The sequence below is a fragment of the Pantoea eucalypti genome, from assembly GCF_009646115.1.
Classification (GTDB): Bacteria; Pseudomonadota; Gammaproteobacteria; order Enterobacterales; family Enterobacteriaceae; genus Pantoea; species Pantoea eucalypti.
Genome location: NZ_CP045720.1, coordinates 1,147,456 through 1,164,209, shown reverse-complemented (window position 1 = coordinate 1,164,209; position 16,754 = coordinate 1,147,456). Strand labels below are relative to the sequence as shown.

Genomic DNA, 16,754 nt, shown 5'->3' with positions numbered 1-16,754 from the left:
ATACACCTTTTCAGGGCTGCCAGTGTGGCAGACGCAGCGTCAGTTCAAGTCCACCTTCTGGCCGGTTCCGGGCATCAACCTCACCATGATGCGCCAGTACGACCTTGCGCACGATAGCCAGACCCAGACCATACCCTTTACCCATCAGCGGCGAATTTACCCGCACAAACGGGTCAAAGATGCTGGAGAGTTTATCCTCGTCGACACCCGGCCCCTGATCGCACACCTGAATCGCCAGCCACTGCGCTTCTGCGCGCAAATGCACCTCAATCCGCTGTCCTGGCAGAGAGAAACGCAGCGCGTTACGTAATACGTTCTCTACGCCGCGCCGTATCAGCTCGGCATTGCCACGCACGGTGTAATCAGCCTCGGCATCGACATGCAGCTCAACCTGCACACCGGGAATCTGCGCTTCATAACGGACATCAGTAAGGACTGCCTCTAGTAAACCAGTCAGGTCAAAATATTGCTCATCCGGAATGCTTTCATGCTCGGCCCGCGACAGCGTCAGCAGTTCGCCAATCATCTTGTCCAGCCGACGCGCCTCTTCATCAATGCGATCAAGCGAACTGTTTACGCTCTCTGGCGTCTGTCTGGCCAGTCCGGTAGCCAGCTGAAGTCGTGCCAGCGGTGAACGAAGCTCATGCGAGATATCGTGCAGTAGCTCTTCACGGGCGCGCACCAGGGTGTCCAGCCGCTCGACCATGGCATCAAAGGCTTCTGCAACGTTTGAGATTTCGTCGTGGCGCTTTCGCATGATCGGGAATAGCCGCACACGTAAATCACCCTCGGCGACGCGGGAAAATCCCTCACACAGCTGACGCATAGGCCGCGTCAGATTCCAGGCCAGCAACAGGCTGAACAGCAATCCCACCGAACCGGCAAAGATGAAAATCGGCTCAGGAATATTCAGAAATTTGCGTGGCATCAGATTATGCATGCTGTCTTTGCGCATGCCATCCAGGTCGTAACGCAGCTGATACTCTTTGCCATCAGCACCCTGAACCCAGCGCACCACCTCTTCAGGAAGACGCCCCACATAATCCAGATTGCCGCTGTTTTGTGATTGTGGCGATTTTGCCTGCTGCGTCACATGGAAAAACTGTCGATCGCTGTTATCCCAGTCCGACAGCATCGCATTCAGCGCGTCGGGCCCGCTGCGCGCCAGCACCGACGCGGCAGAAGTCATCTGCAGATCGACAATGCGCCGGATAGCCACAATTTCAGGCGGTTCGTGACGTTTACCGGAGAGCGTAAAACCCAGCCAGATAAGCTGACTCATGATGACAAAAACAATCCAGAAGCCGATAAAAATCTTCCAGAACATGCGTCCACGGTAACTCTGTTTCATCGAATGCGGTAACCGATGCTGCGAACGGTTTCAATGTTGATGCTGTCAGCAGTTAATGCACTGAGCTTCTGACGGATATTGCTGATATGCACATCGACACTGCGGTCATAGGCTTCACGCGGACGACCCAACCCCTTCTCAGAGAGCTCATCTTTCGACACCACCCGATCCGGGGCGCGCAGCAGTAAATCCAGCAGGTTAAATTCCGATGCCGTCAGATCGAAGGCTCGCCCCTGCCATTCACTCATGCGGGTAGCCGGATTCAGCGTCAGCTCGCCCCAGCGCAGCGGCTCTCTGGCATCAGGTTGCGGAACCTGCTCTTCGAAACGACGCAATACGGCGCGCAGGCGGGCCACCAGTTCCCGGGGATAGCAGGGCTTTGGCATATAGTCATCTGCACCCATCTCCAGACCGATCACCCGATCAATGTTATCGCCTTTGGCGGTCAGCATAATCACCGGAATCCGGCTGTTCTGGCGTACCTGCCGCAGTACATCAATACCGCTCATGTCGGGCAGCATAATGTCCAGAATCATGGCGGTGAACTCACCTGATAGCGCGCCCTGAATGCCGGCGCTGCCGGTCAGAACCAGCTGCGCATCGAACCCCTCGGCGATCAGGTACTGGCTTAGCATCGTGCCTAATTCAACGTCATCATCAACAAGCAAAATTTTCATGTTTATCTCTCGACAGAATTGGCGCTATTTTGTCCTGTACCGGGCATTCGTGCAGCCTGATTTACGCGATCCTTACAGATTCAGTCTATCTGGCGCGTGAAATACTGTTTAAAAAAAAGCCTGTGGGCAGCAAACGCTGCGCACAGGCTGAGTTCCCGCATCAGCAAAGATTACTGATGATAGAGTCCGGTAGAGAGATAGCGATCGCCGCGATCGCAGGCGATCGCCACCACCACGCTGCCCGGATTAGCCTGCGCAATGCGCAGCGCGCCCGCAACCGCGCCGCCTGAACTGACGCCACAAAAAATACCTTCACGGCGTGCCAGCGCCCGCATCGTTTCTTCCGCTTCTTTCTGCGCCATATCCATCACATCATCCACCAGATCGGGACGGTAGATGCCCGGCAGATAGGCCAGTGGCCAGCGGCGAATGCCCGGAATGCTGCTGCCTTCACTCGGCTGTAAACCGATCACCTTCACGCCCGTGTTGTTCTCTTTCAGGTAACGCCCTACGCCGGTGATGGTACCGGTCGTGCCCATGCTGGAGACAAAATGGGTCATGCGCTGATTCGACTGCTGCCACAACTCTGGCCCGGTCGTCTGATAATGGCCCAGCGGGTTATCAGGATTATTGAACTGATCCAGCACCCGCCCTTCACCACGCGCGGCCATTGCCTGCGCCAGATCGCGTGCGCCTTCCATGCCCTGCTCTCGCGGCACCAGAATCAGCTCCGCGCCGTAGGCACGCATCGCATCCTGCCGCTCCTGACTCATGTTGTCTGGCATCAGCAGGCGAAGACGATAGCCTTTCATCGCTGCGATCATCGCCAGTGCAATGCCGGTATTGCCGCTGGTGGCTTCAATCAGCTGATCGCCGGGTGAAATGTCACCGCGCAGCTCTGCCTGATTGATCATCGACCAGGCTGCGCGATCTTTTACCGAACCCGCCGGATTATTACCTTCCAGTTTGAGCCAGACCTCACTGCCGTTGGCAGGCGTCAGGCGCTGCAACTTAATCAGCGGGGTATTGCCGATGGTATTTTCAAGAGTCGTCACGGTCTGCTTCCTGGCCTGTTACAAACGAGAGGCGAAAAAAAGGCGGGAGTCACACTCCCGCCCGTTGTTGATGAGAAAATATCAGGCGCTTTGTGCAAAGGCAACCGGGCGCAACGGTGTGTCACCTTTATAGAGGCGCGCCTGCTGCAGGCCTACGAAGAGACGCTCGCCACGAATCGGGGCCGTCTGATCACCTTCAAACACCAGCGAGAACGGCTCGCTCTGCCAGCCAGCAGGCTGCACCACCAGCTGCCAGAAGTGGCCACGCGGGCTCACTTCCAGCACCTGCACCGGCAACGGGGTTTCCAGGCTGCTGCGGCGCGACACGTCGATTTCCCACGGACGCAGGAACAGCTCCACGGCGCCCTGATGTGCCGAGGTATAGCCCAGCGGCCAGTGATGCGCGCCCACGTGGAACTGCGATCCCTGAATTTCGCCATCAAAGCGATTCACTTCACCCAGGAACTCCAGCACAAAGCGGGTTGCCGGATCGCGCCACACATCATCTGGCGTGCCGACCTGTTCGATGTTGCCCTGGCTCATCACCACCACGCGATCGGCGACTTCCATCGCCTCTTCCTGGTCATGGGTCACAAACACACTGGTGAATTTAATCTCTTCATGCAGCTGACGCAGCCAGCGGCGCAGCTCTTTACGTACCTGAGCATCCAGCGCGCCAAAGGGTTCATCCAGCAGCAGAATCTGCGGTTCAACCGCTAATGCACGCGCCAGTGCCACACGCTGTTTCTGGCCGCCCGACAGCTGTGCCGGGAAGCGATTCGCCAGATGGGCCAGTTGCACCATCTCCAGCAAACGCGTAACACGCTGTTTGATTTCTGCCGTTGAAGGACGTTCACGACGCGGCAGGACAGTCAGGCCAAAGGCGATGTTGTCGAACACTGTCATATGACGGAACAGCGCATAGTGCTGAAACACAAAACCGACCTGACGGTCGCGCGCATGCAGGCGGCTGACATCGTTGCCATGAAAACGGATCTGACCGCTGTTCTGATGCTCCAGCCCGGCGATAATACGCAGCAGCGTGGTTTTACCCGAGCCTGATGGGCCAAGCAGCGCCACCATTTCACCCGAGGCAATATCCAGAGAGATATCGTTCAGCACCGAGGTGCGACCAAAGGACTTGTTGATCTTGTTAATCTCAATGCTCATGATTTCCCTCCTGTTGCAGGCGTTTGTGCTGTTGCTCTAAACGCCACTGCACAATGCTTTTCAGAAACAGCGTCACAATTGCCATCAGGGTTAACAGTGCGGCTGCGGTGAACGCGCCAACGGTGTTGTAGTCCTGATGCAATAATTCAACCTGAAGCGGTAACGTATAGGTCTCACCGCGAATCGATCCCGAGACCACCGAGACCGCACCAAATTCACCAATCGCACGGGCGTTGGTCAGCACGATGCCGTACAGCAGCGCCCAGCGTATGTTCGGCAGCGTCACACGACGGAACATCTGCCAGCCAGAGGCGCCTAACAACACCGCCGCTTCATCTTCATGACTGCCCTGACTCAGCATCACCGGAACCAGTTCGCGGACCACAAACGGACAGGTCACAAACACCGTCGCCAGCACCATACCCGGCCAGGCAAACATAATCTGGATGTTATGCGCATCCAGCCAGCCGCCTGCCGGACCATTCACGCCCCAGAACAGCAGGTACATCAGACCGGCGACAACCGGCGACACGGCAAAAGGAATATCGAACAGGGTCAGCAGCAGCTGACGCCCCGGAAAGGTAAAGCGCGTGACCAGCCAGGCAAGCAGCGTGCCGAATACCAGGTTAACCGGAACGGTAATCAGTGCCACCATGACAGTCAGCCAGATAGCGTGCAGCATGTCCGGGTCGGCCAGATTGCTGAGCGCCACGATCAGGCCCTGATTCAGCGCCTCCCAGAAGATGGAGGCCATCGGCACCACCAGCAGCAGAACAGAAATCAGTACGCCAGTACCAATCAGCAGCCACTTGCCCCAGTTCACCGGCTGACGCGCCGCGTGATTAAGCTGTGAAACCTCAGCCATTAGTGACCTCCCAGACGACGGCCAAAGCGGCTCTGTAATGTGTTAATGGCGAATAACAGAATCAGCGAGGCCGTCAGGATCACCGAGGCGATGGCGCTGGCCGCCGGATAGTCGAACTCCTGTAGCCGGACAAAAATCATCAGGGAGGTCACCTCGGTTTTCCAGGCGATGTTACCGGCAATGAAAATCACCGCACCAAACTCACCCAGGCTGCGCGTAAAGGAGAGTGCCGTACCGGCCAGCAGCGCAGGGGCTACCTCTGGCAGCACCACGCGGCGGAAGCTCTGCCACGGTGTGGCACCCAGGGTTTCGGCGGCCTCTTCATACTCCGGGCCTAACTCTTCCAGCACCGGCTGTACGGTTCGTACCACAAACGGAATGCTGGTAAAGGCCATGGCAATGGCGATACCAATCCATGTGTAGGAAATTTTGATGTCGAAATGGGCGAACCACTGTCCGTACCAGCCGTTGACCGAAAAGAGTCCGGCCAGGGTGAGACCCGCTACGGCGGTAGGCAGTGCAAAGGGCAGATCCATCAGACCGTCCAGCAGTGCACGGCCCGGGAAGCGATAACGGGTCAGAATCCACGCCATCAGCATGCCGAACACGGCATTAAACAGTGACGCAACACCGGCAGAGAGCAGCGTCACTTTATAGGCGGCAATCAGCTGCGGGTTAGTCACCACGTCCCAGTACTGCTGCAGCGTCATCTGCGACAGCTGCATGATCACCGCGCTGATCGGCAGCAGCAGAATCAGGCAGGTAAAGAGCAGGCTGGTGCCAAGGCTGAGACCAAAGCCGGGCAAGACGCGTTTATGGCTGGCTGCAAACATTATCCGCGCCCCGCCGCTAACAATTTATCGAGCTCACCACCGCTGGCAAAGTGCGTCTTCATCACTTTGTCCCAGCTACCAAAGGCATCTTCCACCCGGAACAGGCTGGTCTGCGGGAAGCGATCTTTCTGCGCTGCCATCAGCTGTGGATTATTCACGCGATAGTAGTAGTGCGTAATAATATTCTGCGCTTCTGGGGTGTAGAGATAGTTCAGGTATGCGCTGGCCGCATCTGCGGTTTTGTTGGTGGCGACGTTCTTATCCACCCACGCCACCGGAAACTCCGCCAGAATATTGGTTTTCGGCACCACGACTTCATATTCATCTTTGCCGTACTGGTTACGGATGTTATTCACTTCCGACTCAAAGCTAATCAGGACGTCGCCCAGACCGCGCTCAGCAAAAGTCGTCGTCGCGCCACGACCACCGGTATCAAACACTTCCACGTTTTTCAGGAACTGCGTCATAAAGGCCTGCGTTTTGGCCTGATCGCCGCCATCGGCTTTGTCCGCTGCGCCCCAGGCGGCCAGATAGGTGTAGCGGCCATTACCGGACGTTTTCGGATTCGGGAAAATCAGCTTTACATCGCTGCGGGTCAAATCTGACCAGTCGTGAATCTGCTTTGGATTTCCTTTGCGCACCAGAAACGCCATGGTGGAGTAGAAAGGTGAGCTGTTGTTCGGCAGACGGCTTTTCCAGTCTGCGGCAATCAGGTTGCCTTTATCGTGCAGCACCTGAACATCCGTCACCTGATTGTAGGTAACCACATCCGCGCGCAATCCCTGCAGGATAGCCAGCGCCTGTTTTGATGAACCGGCATGTGACATCTTGATAGTGAGCGGATCGCCTGGATGTGTGGCATCCCACTGTTTAACAAACGGAGCATTCAGGGCAACAAACAGCTCCCGCGACACATCGTAAGAGCTATTAAGAAGTTCAGTGGCGTTGGCTGCGCCAGCAAGGCTCAGCGACAACGCGATACCGCTCACGATTTTTTTCATCGCTTGTAATGTCATTTGGCACCCTGAAAAAGTTTGATGCGGATCTCACCCGCTGATGCATCAGTTTATTTATAACTCAGTGAAAACCAGTAACGGTTTTATATATCGTTTAATGATTTCAAAGTCGAAAAAAGCATAAGACGGCGGCAGAGTTTATGCACAAATCAGCAAAAGCCGATGGGGAGAGGGAACCGCGTGCAGCGTGGGCTGGCAGGGGTTCTGAGCTGTTCAGCGGCCGCCAGGGGGCGGCGCGCTGATAAGGCAGGCTTAACGCTGCCAGACAATCTTGCTGATTTTCCAGTTTTTCAGGGTATCGTCAGAAGGCATCAATCCTTCCGGCCCGTGCCAGTCGCCATGATAGACATAAGTCAGATGCTGACTGCCTGGCGCACGGCACGCCACGTCACGCGCGTCGGGGCCGCTGGCTAAGGTGCAGTTGTCGAAGGCTTTGCTGAACTTATTACTGAAGGCATCACCCACTTTGCTGCCGTCGCTGCTGGCGATCGCGCTATCCATGACCTCGATACGATCGACCTGCGACTCTCCATAAATTACCAGCTTAACTTTGCCATCATTCAGCGCCTGCCAGAATGAAATCACCTGACCATTCTCGCTACGCATGCCCTGTCGCAGCGAATAGTCACCGTTCAGTCCGGCACTGATCGCGTCCTCTTTCATGGCGGTCGAGGCGGTTAACCCACCCACGCCCTGTTCAGTCGCGGTCAGCGTGGAACCAAACCAGTTCCATGGCAGCGCAGAAGACCAGTGATACGTCAGCGGATTCCACCAGCTTGCCTGCTGGCTGCTGTCAGCGCCGGAACCCGAACTGGCACAGCCGCTCAGTGCAACGGCGGCGATCAGTAGCGTGGAACGAACAGCTTTCATGAGAACTCCTGTAAATACGATGCCGGAAAGGCGGAAATGATTGGAGTCGCAAAGCGACAAAAAGTTTAGTTGAGATGGTGCTCGGGCAGAAAGCAGTCGCGGCAGCGGCGATTAAACTGCAGCCAGATCAGCGCCAGCAGGTCGAACAGCGTCAGCAACAAGGGCAGCGGTGAGCTGAGCAGATCACCCTGCACAAACTGCCAGCCCTGCCAGAGGAGATTCACCAACAGCGACAGCGCCAGTACGCTGCGCCAGTGCTGCCAGAGTCGCGGCAGGCGCGTGCGATAGCCGGTCAGCAGCAGGCCCGCCAGCGCGGGTAAACCCAGTGCCAGTCCAATCCAGAACGCCTGACGATCCGGATAGAACAGCGCCAGCAGATCGTTGCCCTGTTGCCGGGACGCGCCAGCCATCGCCAGCAGCAGCCAGGTTCGGGCCTGAAGCAACAGGATTAGCCAAAAAAGAAACGGCAGCCGTAGCTGCCCTTTCGCGTCGTATTCGTCCGGCTGATAGCCAGGTAACGGATTAGTATTCACGATCTTCAATCAGACGCTTACCAAACAGCAGCGCATCAACCGGCTCATAATCGAGCTTCTCATAAAACGCCACCACCTGATCGTTCTCTTCACGGATCATCAGATGCAGTTTCGGACAGCCTCGCGCGATCAGCTTTTTCTCCAGACGGTTCATCAGCGCATTCGCGAAGCCGCGTCCCTGATAGTCAGGATGCACCGCCAGGTAATACGCCGCGCCACGGTGACCATCGTAACCGCCCATCAGCGTGCCAACGACGACACCGCCCACTTCAGCGACCAGAAAGAGATCGGGGTCGTGATTCATTTTGCGTTCGATATCCAGCTCCGGATCGTTCCATGGCCGTAACAAATCGCAACGTTCCCATAAGGTGATCACTTCTTCAAAATCTTCCTGGCGGAAGGCGCGGATTTCCATCTTCTTTACCTGCAAATAAGCACAATTTGCTGATTATCACGCATTCTCTGCTGCACGCAACCCTCCATGGCGAGGGACAAATAAAAAAGCGCAAATTTCCTGTTCGCGACCTGCAATACAAAGTAATGCCCTGAAATGTTTCTGTGATCGCAGGCAGCAGAGGCTTAGGCTATAACACCGGCAAGATTCCTGTTACCGGACCCCCACATGCACCTGCTTAAACGTTTGATTCATCGTCGTCAGTTACTGCTTTCCGGGCTGGCGCTAGCCATTTTAACGCCGCGTGCGGTTCAGGCTAAAGAAAAAACCCTCACCGGAGCAAATCCTCATACGCGCCCGGCTCCACCAGCGAAAAACGGCAAACGCATCGTCATGATCGATCCTGGCCACGGTGGCATCGACTCCGGTGCTGTTGGCGAAGAGGGTTCAGAAGAGAAACACATCGTGCTGGAGATCGCTGGCAACGTGCGGCGCCAGCTCCAGAGCCATCCGCGCATTGAAGTGCGTCTGACCCGCGACAGCGACCATTTTATTCCGCTCTATCAGCGCGTCGAGATCGCGCATCAGCACGGCGCCGATCTCTTTATGTCGATTCATGCCGACGGCTTTACCAGCCCCGACGCCAGTGGCGCCTCCGTATTTGCGCTCTCTAATCGTGGGGCCAGCAGCTCCATGGCGCGTTACCTGTCACAGCGGGAGAACGATGCAGACAAACTGGGCGGCGTGAAAGCGCAGCAGCAGGATCACTATCTGCAGCAGATCCTGTTCGACCTGGTGCAGACTGATACCATCAAGAACAGCCTGACACTGGGCAAGCACGTACTGGACCAGATCCGACCGGTGCATCATCTTCATAGCCAGCACACCGAGCAGGCGGCCTTTGCGGTACTCAAGTCACCGTCGATCCCCTCGGTGCTGGTTGAGACTTCCTTTATTACCAATCCGCACGAAGAGCAATTACTCGGCACGACGGCGTTTCGCCAGAAAATTGCCTCTGCAATTGCCAGCGGCATCGTCAATTACTTTGATGAGTTTGACCGCCGCAACGCCTGATGCAGATAGCCGGTTTAGGTCCGGGCACTCGCCGTACTCATGCAAGCGGCGCGGTTTTGCGTATAATCGCGTCAGACTTTGACAAACGATAAGCGAAAAGATGGCTGATATTTCACGCGTAAAAGCATTCCTGCTCGCACTGCAGGATGAGATTTGTAACCAGCTGGCAGCTGAAGATGGCGGCGCACAGTTTGCCGAGGATAGCTGGCAGCGTCCTGGCGGCGGCGGCGGTCAGAGCCGCGTCCTGCGCAATGGCGCGGTGTTTGAGCAGGCAGGCGTCAACTTTTCGCATGTGCATGGCGATCAGATGCCAGCATCAGCGACCGCGCACCGGCCAGAGCTGGCGGGTCGTAGCTTTGAAGCGATGGGGGTCTCTCTGGTGATCCACCCGAACAATCCCTATGTGCCCACCAGTCACGCCAACGTGCGCTTCTTTATCGCCGAGAAACCGGGTGCCGATCCGGTCTGGTGGTTTGGCGGCGGCTTTGACCTGACCCCCTTTTATGGCTTCGAAGAAGATGCGCTGCACTGGCATCAGACTGCAGCAAACATTTGTCAGCCTTTTGGTGAAGATGTTTATCCACGCTACAAAAAATGGTGCGACGACTATTTTTATCTGAAGCATCGTGATGAGCAGCGCGGCATTGGCGGTCTCTTTTTTGACGATCTCAATACGCCCGACTTTGAGCAGAGCTTCAGCTTTATGCAGTCGGTAGGCCGCGGCTTTATCGATGCTTATCGGCCCATTGTGGCGCGCCGTAAAGATCATCCTTGGGGCGATCGTGAGCGCCAGTTCCAGCTCTACCGCCGTGGTCGCTATGTGGAGTTTAATCTGGTGTGGGACCGTGGCACGCTGTTTGGCCTGCAGACCGGTGGCCGCACAGAATCGATCCTGATGTCGATGCCACCGCTGGTGCGCTGGGAATATGATTACCAGCCCGAGGCCGGCTCTCCTGAAGCGGCTCTCTATCGCGATTTCCTGCCGGTGAAAAACTGGCTGAACCTGCCCGTCTGATTTCTTCTGCCGCTGCAGCGCGAGCCTGCCTCCGCGCTGCGCTTACCTCTCTCCTGATCGGTTTATTCTTTTTTACAGGGCACGGATTGCTACAGTGCAGCCTGCGTCATTCCGCGTGACTGCTATGCTTACAGATGGAATATGGCGCATCCCACGGTAAAAACCGCATGACGGCTCCTTCGCACCGCCTCGCAGCGCAACAATCAGAGAAACCGCATTTCCATCAGAAAGTCTCTGTTGCAATGTTATGGGTTCGCGTTACCGGTAGCAGAACATGCCACAGACCGGCTGCGAGGCCTGAGGTGCTCCCTGTTCGCTTTCATTTTTCTTTTCAAGGAGTTTAGAGATGAATCAGTTAGAAGCCCTAAAACAGTTCACCACCGTGGTGGCGGACAGTGGTGATATCGAATCGATTCGTAATTACCATCCGGAAGACGCTACCACCAACCCCTCACTCATTCTGAAAGCGTCCGGTCTCGAAGGGTATAAACACCTGATGGATGACGCGATTGAGTACGCCAAAAAACAGGGTGGCAGCAAAGAGACCCAGATTATTAATGCCAGCGACAAAGTGGCGATCAACCTCGGTATGGAAATCCTGAAGAGCATACCGGGCCGTGTTTCGACCGAAGTGGATGCGCGCCTCTCCTTCGATCGTGGCATGTGTGTCACCAAAGCAGAAAAACTGATTCGGATGTATGAAGAGCACGGTATCGACCGCTCTCGCGTACTGATTAAGCTGGCGTCGACCTGGGAAGGTATCCGTGCAGCAGAAGAGCTGGAGAAAAACGGCATTAAGTGCAACCTGACACTGCTCTTCTCCTTTGCCCAGGCGCGTGCCTGTGCCGAAGCGGGCGTGTTCCTGATCTCCCCGTTTGTTGGCCGCATCTATGACTGGTACAACTCACGCAAGCCGATGGAACCCTATGTGGCGGATGAAGATCCCGGCGTGAAGTCTGTGCGTCGCATTTACGATTACTACAAAAAGCACCGTTACAGCACCATCATCATGGGTGCCAGCTTCCGTAAAGTGGAGCAGATTATCGCGCTGGCGGGCTGCGATCGCCTGACGATCTCCCCTAACCTGCTGGAAGAGATGCAGAACAGTGATGCGCCGCTGGAGCGCAAACTGGAGCCCTCCACAGAAGGCTTCCATCAGCCATCGCCGCTCTCCGAAGCGGAGTTCCGCTGGGAACATAACCAGGACCCGATGGCCGTTGAGAAACTCTCTGACGGCATCCGCCAGTTCGCGGTTGACCAGCAGAAACTGGAAGATGTGCTCGCCGCACGCCTGTAGTCCTCATTTTAATCGGGCGGGACATTCCCGCCCTGATGCATAACAAGGGAGAACTGTATGTCCTCACGCAGAGAGTTGGCAAACGCGATCCGTGCACTGAGCATGGATGCCGTTCAGAAGGCAAATTCAGGCCACCCCGGTGCGCCGATGGGTATGGCCGATATCGCCGAAGTGTTGTGGCGCGACTTCCTCCAGCATAATCCGACCAATCCCGCCTGGCTTGATCGCGACCGCTTTATCCTCTCCAACGGCCACGGCTCCATGCTGCTTTATAGCCTGCTTCACCTCAGCGGCTATGACCTGCCAATTGAAGAGTTGAAAAATTTCCGCCAGCTGCACTCTAAAACGCCAGGTCACCCGGAAATTGGCTATACCCCAGGCGTTGAAACCACCACCGGCCCGCTGGGTCAGGGACTGGCAAATGCCGTGGGTCTGGCGATTGCAGAACGCACGCTGGCTGCGCAGTTTAACCGTCCGGACCATGACATCGTCGATCACCACACCTATGTGTTTATGGGCGATGGCTGTCTGATGGAAGGGATCTCGCACGAAGTCTGTTCACTGGCGGGCACTCTGGGCCTGGGTAAACTGATCGGCTTCTACGACCATAACGGTATTTCAATCGATGGTGAGACCGAAGGCTGGTTTACCGACGACACCCACAAACGCTTTGAGTCCTACAACTGGCATGTGATTGGCGACATCGACGGACATGACGCTGATGCTATTCGTGACGCCATTAAAGAAGCACAGAGCGTTACCGATAAGCCTTCACTGATTATCTGCCGCACCATTATCGGTTTCGGATCACCGAACAAAGCCGGTAAAGAGGAGTCGCACGGCGCAGCGCTGGGTGAGGCTGAAGTTGCCCTGACCCGTAAGCAACTGGGCTGGAACTACCCGGCGTTTGAAATCCCGGCTGAAATCTACCAGCAGTGGGATGCCAAAGCGGCGGGTGCTGAACGTGAAAAAGCCTGGGATGCGAAATTTGCCGCTTACAAAGCAGCCTATCCTGAGCTGGCGAAAGAGTATGAACGCCGCATGAATGGCGAAATGCCGGCCAACTGGGAAACTGAAGCAGCCCGTTTCATTCAGGAACTGCAGACTAATCCGCAGAAAATCGCCAGCCGCAAAGCGTCACAAAATTCGCTGGAAGCCTACGGTAAAATGCTGCCGGAATTCCTTGGCGGCTCGGCCGATTTGGCACCGAGTAACCTCACTATCTGGTCAGGCTCCAAATCGATCAAAGAGGATCCGGCCGGTAACTACATTCACTACGGCGTGCGTGAATTTGGCATGACGGCGATTGGTAACGGTATCGCGCACCATGGCGGTTTCGTTCCTTACACTGCCACCTTCCTGATGTTTGTTGAATATGCGCGAAACGCCGCGCGTATGGCGGCGTTAATGAAGGCGCGTCAGATTCTGGTCTACACCCATGACTCCATCGGTCTGGGCGAAGATGGCCCGACGCACCAGCCGGTTGAGCAGATCGCCAGCCTGCGTCTGACGCCAAACATGAGCGTATGGCGCCCTTGTGACCAGGTGGAAACGGCGGTGGCGTGGAAAGCGGCTATTGAGCGCCATCACGGTCCAACCGCGCTGATCCTCTCCCGTCAGAACCTGCTGCAGCCGGAACGTACGCCGGAGCAGATCGAAAATATCAAACGCGGCGGATACGTGCTGAAGGATTGCGACGGCACGCCTGACGTGATTCTGATCGCCACCGGTTCTGAGATTGAAATCACGCTGGGTGCAGCAGAAAAACTCACCACGGGCGGTCACAAGGTGCGGGTGGTTTCACTGCCTTCAACTGACCTGTTTGATGCGCAGGATGCCGCTTACCGCGAATCGGTTCTGCCGAGCGGCGTGAAAGCGCGTGTGGCAGTCGAAGCAGGTATTGCTGACTACTGGTTCAAGTATGTCGGTCTGGATGGTGCAATTGTCGGGATGACCACCTTTGGTGAGTCCGCCCCTGCCAGCCAGCTGTTCGCAGAGTTTGGCTTCACGGTTGAGAATATCGTCAGCCATGCTGAAGCATTACTCAAGCCCGTTTAAGGCCTGCGCCCTTCCCGGCTCACCGGGAAGGGCCATTTCATCTTAAAAACTGAAACAGAAAAAAACCTCTATTCCCCTCTTCACGCCCCGCGCAAACTGATTACTATAGAGCCGTCCTATTCAATGCTGCCTGTACGCTGGCTGGCCCTCTTTTCCTGCTGTTGTTCCTGCCGGGATAAAAACGGGTCTGACCTGCCGCATTCTGATGAGTGAAGGCAGATTTTCTCCGATATCTATAGCGAAGCCACTTCCGTTGAACATGCGTACACCCTATTTACTGGCCCTGATGGTTTCACTGCTTCCTTTAAAAAGCATGGCGCAGGTCGCGCCCGATCCGCTGCTGGCTTCTCAGATTGTTGATCGCTATGCGGAACATATTTTTTATGGCAGCGGTGCAACCGGCATGGCGCTGGTGGCGATAGATGGCAATCAGCGGGTGTTCGCCAGCTTCGGTGACACCCGTCCCGGCAACAATGTGCGTCCACAGAAAGATTCACTGATTCGCATCGCCTCGCTGAGTAAGCTGATGACCAGTGAAGTGATGGTGAAGATGGCTGAACGCGGACAGATTCGCCTTGACGATCCCCTGAGTAAATATGCGCCTCCAGGTGCACGCGTGCCCACGTATAACGGCCAGCCTATTCGCCTGATTAATCTCTCAACCCACACCAGCGGACTGCCGCGCGAACAGCCGGGCGGCAAAGCGCAGCGTCCGGTGTTTGTCTGGCCGACGAAAAGCGAGCGCTGGACATGGCTGGCGCGCGCCAGCCTTAAAGCGGCACCCGGCAGCAGTGCCGCCTACTCCAACCTGGGCTACGATCTGCTGAGCGATGCGCTGTCACGCGCCGCCGGCACCCCTTATCCGGCGCTGTTTCAGCAACTGATAACCCGCCCGCTCGGCATGAAAGACACCACCTTTACGCCGTCGCCCGAGCAGTGCGGACGCCTGATGGTGGCGGAGAAAGGTGCCAGCCCGTGTAATAACACGCTGGCGGCGATCGGCAGCGGCGGCGTCTATTCCACGCCGGATGATATGGGCCGCTGGATGCAGCAGTTCCTTAACTCTTCCGTAAACCATCGCACGCCGCAGATCGATCGACTGCAAACGCTGATTTACCGTCGCGATCAGCTGCACAAAGTTGAAGGCATGGATGTGCCGGGTAAAGCGGATGCACTGGGTATGGGCTGGGTCTATATGGGGCCAAAAAATGGTCGCCCGGGCATTATTCAGAAAACCGGCGGCGGTGGCGGTTTCATCACCTATATGGCGATGGTGCCGCAGCATAACGTTGGGGTGTTTGTCGTGGTGACGCGCTCGCCGCTGACCCGCTTTACGCCAATGAGCGACGGCGTGAACAATATGCTGGCCGAACTGGTGGGTAATCAACTGGGCTCACCGATGATGGTGCAGGCCATTCCTTAACGCTGCTGTACGCTACCGTCAGACTGGCTGACCCACAGGGTTGGCCAGCCATCACTGCTGTGCCAGGCGTCACAGGTCGACTCTTCCGCATACTCCGCTAACACAAAACGCGTGCCATCAAACTGCCAGCGTGTCGCACTGCCACAATCGCCCAGTCCCCGTCCTTTACCAAAGGTGTAGAGCTTGCCGCTGGCCGCATCATACTCGGCGTTAATCAGCTCAAGCTGTCGATCGCTGGCACCCGGCGGTGTAAACGGCAACGTTAAGGTAATACCCCGTGCCACGTAAGGCTGGCTGCGTGTCACTTCAAACGCCAGATCGATCACGTTATAGGCCCCCATTTCACAACTGACCAGCAGCAGCGCGCGCTGGTCAGTGAGGGGAGCCACGCTGACTTCCCGGCGTAGCGGATCGAGTGAACAGGAATCGGTATTGACCCGCCAGGTGCCGTAATCAATGAGTCCGCTGGTCTCATCGCGCGTCAGTGCTGCGGGCGGCTCGACAGCAGGCCGCAATGGCGGCAGCGCAGGCGGCGGCGGAACGTCCCAGCTGGCACGGTCGCCACGTTTGATCCACGCGCTCAGGCTGTTTACCCGACCCTGGGTGTCATCCATCAGCAACAGTGCAGCTTTCATGCCGCGCAGCGAGATCAGCGCATTGGGATCAAAGGTGAGCTGCAGGGTTTTCGCCTCCATCACCAGATCAAGGAACTCATCTATCGCGATGGTATTGCTGGTGGCGAGATGATGAGGTTCTACCGTCCAGTGTTTGAGGTCGGGCTTAATGCGGCGCTGATCGAGCAGCAGGTTATCCTGAAGCGGACCGCCAGGCAGCGCACCACTGTAGGCGCTGCCATAGTCAATACGCAGCAAGGGGCGATCGTTGACGCCCGCATGACGCGAAATCGTCATCACCAACCCTTTGTCGCCTGGAATATTGCGCGCCACGCAAAAGGCGACATTGTTGCAGGTAATTTGCCAGTCGTTGAATGACTTTTGCAACGGTTCCGCCTGAACACAGGCAACCCACAAAGACGGCAACAGCCACAGCGATTTCATCCAATACGACATTAAGAAAATCGATCCCCGAATAACCAGAATGGAGAGGATAGCGCATCAACGGG

At 56.4% G+C, this 16,754-nt stretch carries 16 protein-coding genes; 5 read left to right on the top strand and 11 right to left on the bottom strand.

Annotation, left to right across the window (positions count from 1 at the left end):
- Positions 1-10: 10 nt before the first annotated feature.
- The 10 genes from EE896_RS05435 to EE896_RS05390 form a co-directional block, all read right to left on the bottom strand.
- Positions 11-1,351, bottom strand: a complete 1,341-nt coding sequence (locus tag EE896_RS05435) for an ATP-binding protein (RefSeq protein ID WP_003848854.1) — start codon at positions 1,349-1,351, stop codon at positions 11-13.
- Positions 1,348-2,028, bottom strand: a complete 681-nt coding sequence (locus tag EE896_RS05430; protein ID WP_003848852.1) for a response regulator transcription factor — start codon at positions 2,026-2,028, stop codon at positions 1,348-1,350. Before EE896_RS05430 ends, EE896_RS05435 begins: the two co-directional genes overlap by 4 nt.
- Positions 2,029-2,198: 170 nt before the next feature.
- On the bottom strand, positions 2,199-3,083 hold the full coding sequence (gene cysM, locus EE896_RS05425) for a cysteine synthase CysM (protein WP_003848848.1): 885 nt from the start codon (positions 3,081-3,083) through the stop codon (positions 2,199-2,201).
- An 81-nt stretch (positions 3,084-3,164) separates the two neighbouring features.
- Positions 3,165-4,253: a sulfate/thiosulfate ABC transporter ATP-binding protein CysA gene (gene cysA, locus EE896_RS05420; RefSeq protein WP_003848847.1), complete on the bottom strand. Its 1,089-nt coding sequence runs from the start codon at positions 4,251-4,253 to the stop codon at positions 3,165-3,167.
- Entirely contained in the window at positions 4,243-5,118 is an 876-nt protein-coding gene (gene cysW / locus EE896_RS05415) for a sulfate/thiosulfate ABC transporter permease CysW (RefSeq protein ID WP_008926532.1), read from the bottom strand. The genes cysA and cysW overlap by 11 nt, the downstream gene beginning before the upstream one ends.
- A complete protein-coding gene (gene cysT, locus EE896_RS05410) occupies positions 5,118-5,951 on the bottom strand; it encodes a sulfate/thiosulfate ABC transporter permease CysT (protein ID WP_003848842.1) in 834 nt (277 codons plus the stop codon). The genes cysW and cysT overlap by 1 nt, the downstream gene beginning before the upstream one ends.
- Complete coding sequence (locus EE896_RS05405; protein ID WP_420372165.1) at positions 5,951-6,952, bottom strand: sulfate ABC transporter substrate-binding protein; 1,002 nt, start codon at positions 6,950-6,952, stop codon at positions 5,951-5,953. The genes cysT and EE896_RS05405 overlap by 1 nt, the downstream gene beginning before the upstream one ends.
- Before the next feature lie 267 nt (positions 6,953-7,219).
- On the bottom strand, positions 7,220-7,837 hold the full coding sequence (locus EE896_RS05400; RefSeq protein WP_039659582.1) for an RpoE-regulated lipoprotein: 618 nt from the start codon (positions 7,835-7,837) through the stop codon (positions 7,220-7,222).
- A gap of 65 nt (positions 7,838-7,902) precedes the next feature.
- A complete protein-coding gene (locus tag EE896_RS05395) occupies positions 7,903-8,370 on the bottom strand; it encodes a DUF2919 family protein (RefSeq protein ID WP_003848836.1) in 468 nt (155 codons plus the stop codon).
- A complete protein-coding gene (locus EE896_RS05390) occupies positions 8,360-8,785 on the bottom strand; it encodes a GNAT family acetyltransferase (RefSeq protein WP_003848834.1) in 426 nt (141 codons plus the stop codon). Before EE896_RS05390 ends, EE896_RS05395 begins: the two co-directional genes overlap by 11 nt.
- A 207-nt stretch (positions 8,786-8,992) precedes the next feature.
- Between EE896_RS05390 and amiA the strand changes: the two genes are divergently transcribed.
- The 5 genes from amiA (at position 8,993) to ampH (ending at position 15,631) form a co-directional block, all read left to right on the top strand.
- Entirely contained in the window at positions 8,993-9,838 is an 846-nt protein-coding gene (gene amiA, locus EE896_RS05385; RefSeq protein ID WP_140915663.1) for an N-acetylmuramoyl-L-alanine amidase AmiA, read from the top strand.
- A 100-nt stretch (positions 9,839-9,938) separates the two neighbouring features.
- The gene (gene hemF / locus EE896_RS05380; protein WP_105098929.1) at positions 9,939-10,853 is read left to right on the top strand and encodes an oxygen-dependent coproporphyrinogen oxidase; all 915 of its coding nucleotides are present in this window, start codon (positions 9,939-9,941) and stop codon (positions 10,851-10,853) included.
- A 346-nt stretch (positions 10,854-11,199) separates the two neighbouring features.
- Positions 11,200-12,150, top strand: a complete 951-nt coding sequence (gene tal / locus EE896_RS05375; protein WP_003848827.1) for a transaldolase — start codon at positions 11,200-11,202, stop codon at positions 12,148-12,150.
- 57 nt (positions 12,151-12,207) lie between these two features.
- Positions 12,208-14,208: a transketolase gene (gene tkt, locus EE896_RS05370; RefSeq protein ID WP_140915662.1), complete on the top strand. Its 2,001-nt coding sequence runs from the start codon at positions 12,208-12,210 to the stop codon at positions 14,206-14,208.
- A 259-nt stretch (positions 14,209-14,467) separates the two neighbouring features.
- Positions 14,468-15,631 carry a D-alanyl-D-alanine-carboxypeptidase/endopeptidase AmpH gene (gene ampH / locus EE896_RS05365; protein WP_003848822.1) on the top strand — a complete coding sequence of 388 codons (1,164 nt, stop codon included), beginning with the start codon at positions 14,468-14,470 and terminating at the stop codon, positions 15,629-15,631.
- Here the strand turns inward: ampH and EE896_RS05360 are convergent.
- Complete coding sequence (locus tag EE896_RS05360) at positions 15,628-16,701, bottom strand: DUF1176 domain-containing protein (protein WP_140915661.1); 1,074 nt, start codon at positions 16,699-16,701, stop codon at positions 15,628-15,630. The two genes, ampH and EE896_RS05360, sit on opposite strands and share 4 nt — an antisense overlap.
- Between the last annotated feature and the right edge of the window lie 53 nt (positions 16,702-16,754).

Coding starts and splice junctions, on each gene's coding strand:
- tal (WP_003848827.1), top strand. CDS start 11,200: ATGAATCAGTTAGAAGCCCTAAAACAGTTCACCACCGTGGTGGCGGAC.
- EE896_RS05400 (WP_039659582.1), bottom strand. CDS start 7,837: ATGAAAGCTGTTCGTTCCACGCTACTGATCGCCGCCGTTGCACTGAGC.
- ampH (WP_003848822.1), top strand. CDS start 14,468: ATGCGTACACCCTATTTACTGGCCCTGATGGTTTCACTGCTTCCTTTA.
- EE896_RS05390 (WP_003848834.1), bottom strand. CDS start 8,785: ATGGAAATCCGCGCCTTCCGCCAGGAAGATTTTGAAGAAGTGATCACC.
- EE896_RS05405 (WP_420372165.1), bottom strand. CDS start 6,952: ATGAAAAAAATCGTGAGCGGTATCGCGTTGTCGCTGAGCCTTGCTGGC.
- cysT (WP_003848842.1), bottom strand. CDS start 5,951: ATGTTTGCAGCCAGCCATAAACGCGTCTTGCCCGGCTTTGGTCTCAGC.
- EE896_RS05430 (WP_003848852.1), bottom strand. CDS start 2,028: ATGAAAATTTTGCTTGTTGATGATGACGTTGAATTAGGCACGATGCTA.
- EE896_RS05360 (WP_140915661.1), bottom strand. CDS start 16,701: ATGTCGTATTGGATGAAATCGCTGTGGCTGTTGCCGTCTTTGTGGGTT.
- EE896_RS05435 (WP_003848854.1), bottom strand. CDS start 1,351: ATGAAACAGAGTTACCGTGGACGCATGTTCTGGAAGATTTTTATCGGC.
- amiA (WP_140915663.1), top strand. CDS start 8,993: ATGCACCTGCTTAAACGTTTGATTCATCGTCGTCAGTTACTGCTTTCC.
- cysW (WP_008926532.1), bottom strand. CDS start 5,118: ATGGCTGAGGTTTCACAGCTTAATCACGCGGCGCGTCAGCCGGTGAAC.
- hemF (WP_105098929.1), top strand. CDS start 9,939: ATGGCTGATATTTCACGCGTAAAAGCATTCCTGCTCGCACTGCAGGAT.
- cysA (WP_003848847.1), bottom strand. CDS start 4,253: ATGAGCATTGAGATTAACAAGATCAACAAGTCCTTTGGTCGCACCTCG.
- tkt (WP_140915662.1), top strand. CDS start 12,208: ATGTCCTCACGCAGAGAGTTGGCAAACGCGATCCGTGCACTGAGCATG.